This is a genomic window from Nocardioides sp. P5_C9_2, assembly GCF_054049555.1.
In genome coordinates this window covers 1-1,489 of sequence record NZ_JBFUMD010000684.1, presented here as the reverse complement: position 1 = coordinate 1,489, position 1,489 = coordinate 1, and the positions used below count along the sequence as shown (strand labels likewise).

Annotated in this window: 2 protein-coding genes; both read right to left on the bottom strand. The window is 69.8% G+C overall.

Annotated elements, in window-relative coordinates; translation table 11 throughout:
• Positions 1–68: 68 nt before the first annotated feature.
• Positions 69–1,373 carry a hemolysin family protein gene (locus ACXJKL_RS20985; RefSeq protein ID WP_457208929.1) on the bottom strand — a complete coding sequence of 435 codons (1,305 nt, stop codon included), beginning with the start codon at positions 1,371–1,373 and terminating at the stop codon, positions 69–71.
• The coding region (locus ACXJKL_RS20980; protein ID WP_457208928.1) for an rRNA maturation RNAse YbeY at positions 1,373–1,489 on the bottom strand (117 nt) is incomplete at its 5' end. The genes ACXJKL_RS20980 and ACXJKL_RS20985, both read right to left, overlap by 1 nt.

Here is a 1,489-nt window from a genome sequence, read left to right as displayed (position 1 = left end):
CTCCGGTGCGAGCCCGGGTGCCGCGGGCCAGGGTCACCAGCTTGGTGTCCTCGGCGGACAGGTCGTCGTCAGTCATCGTCGCGCTCCTCGTCGTCGGCGTCCGCGCCGCGGGTGGACACCGGGGCGACGAGGACGGTGCCGATCTTGTTGCGGCGACCCGAGACCCGCTCGGCCTCGAAGCGCAGCCCGTGCGCCTCGACGACGGAGCCCGGGATGGGCACCCGGCCCAGCTGCTTGGCCATCAGCCCACCGACGCTGTCGACGTCCTCGTCGTGCACCGAGACGCCGACCAGCTCGTCGAGGTCGTCGACGGGATAGCGCGAGGAGACCCGGAAGGTGCCGTCGTCGAGGTACTCGACGTCGATCTCCTCCTCGTCGTACTCGTCGGTGATCTCGCCGACGATCTCCTCCAGGACGTCCTCGATGGTGATGAGGCCGGCGGTGCCGCCGTACTCGTCGACGACCACCGCGATGTGCTGGCGCCGCCCCTGGAGCTCGGTGAGCAGGGCGTCGACCGGCTTGGACTCAGGCACCCAGTGGACGGGTCGCATCACCTCGTCGACGCGCTGGGTGAACTCCACGTCGGGCTGCTCGAAGTCGCGTCGGACGAGGTCCTTGAGGTAGGCGATGCCCACGATGTCGTCGAGGTTCTCCMCGACGACCGGCACCCGGGAGAAGCCGCTGCGCAGGAAGAGGGACATGGTCTGGCGCAGGTTCTTGTGGCGCTCGATGTAGACGACGTCGGTGCGGGGCACCATCACCTCGCGGGCGATGGTGTCGCCGAGCTCGAAGACCGAGTGGATCATCTTGCGCTCACCGGACTCGATCACCGCCGACGCCTCGGCCAGGTCCACCAGCTCGCGCAGCTCGGTCTCGGTGGAGAACGGTCCCTCGCGGAAGCCTTTGCCCGGCGTGATCGCGTTGCCGAGCAGGATGAGCAGCTGCGGGATCGGGCCCAGGATGCTGGTGACGAAGGACAGGGGGCCGGCCGACAGGGTCGCCACCGTCTGGTCGTGCTGCCGGCCCACCGTGCGGGGAGCCACCCCGATGACCACGAAGGACACCAGCAGCATCGCGCCGACGGTGGTGAGGTACGCCGGCCAGAAGTCGCCGTGGTAGAGGTCGTGGACCCACAGCGCGACGAGCACGATGGCCGCGGTCTCGCACAGCAGCCGCAGCAGCAGCGCGGTATTGAGGTAGCGCGCCGGATCGTCGAGGATCGTCAGCAGTCGCCGCGAGCCCGACGCACCTTCGGCAACCAGCTCCTCGGCGCGGGCGTGGGAGAACCCGCCGATCGCGGCGTCGGCCGCGGAGAAGAGGCCGGCCAGCACGACCAGCGAGGCTGCCACCAGGAGCAGCCAGATGTCCGCGATCACTGCGTCGGACCAGGGGCCGAGGCCCGCCACTCCTCCAGGAGCTCGGCCTGCAGGCCGAACATCTCCTCGTGCTCCTCCGGCTCGGCATGGTCGTAGCCGAGGAGGTGCAGGAT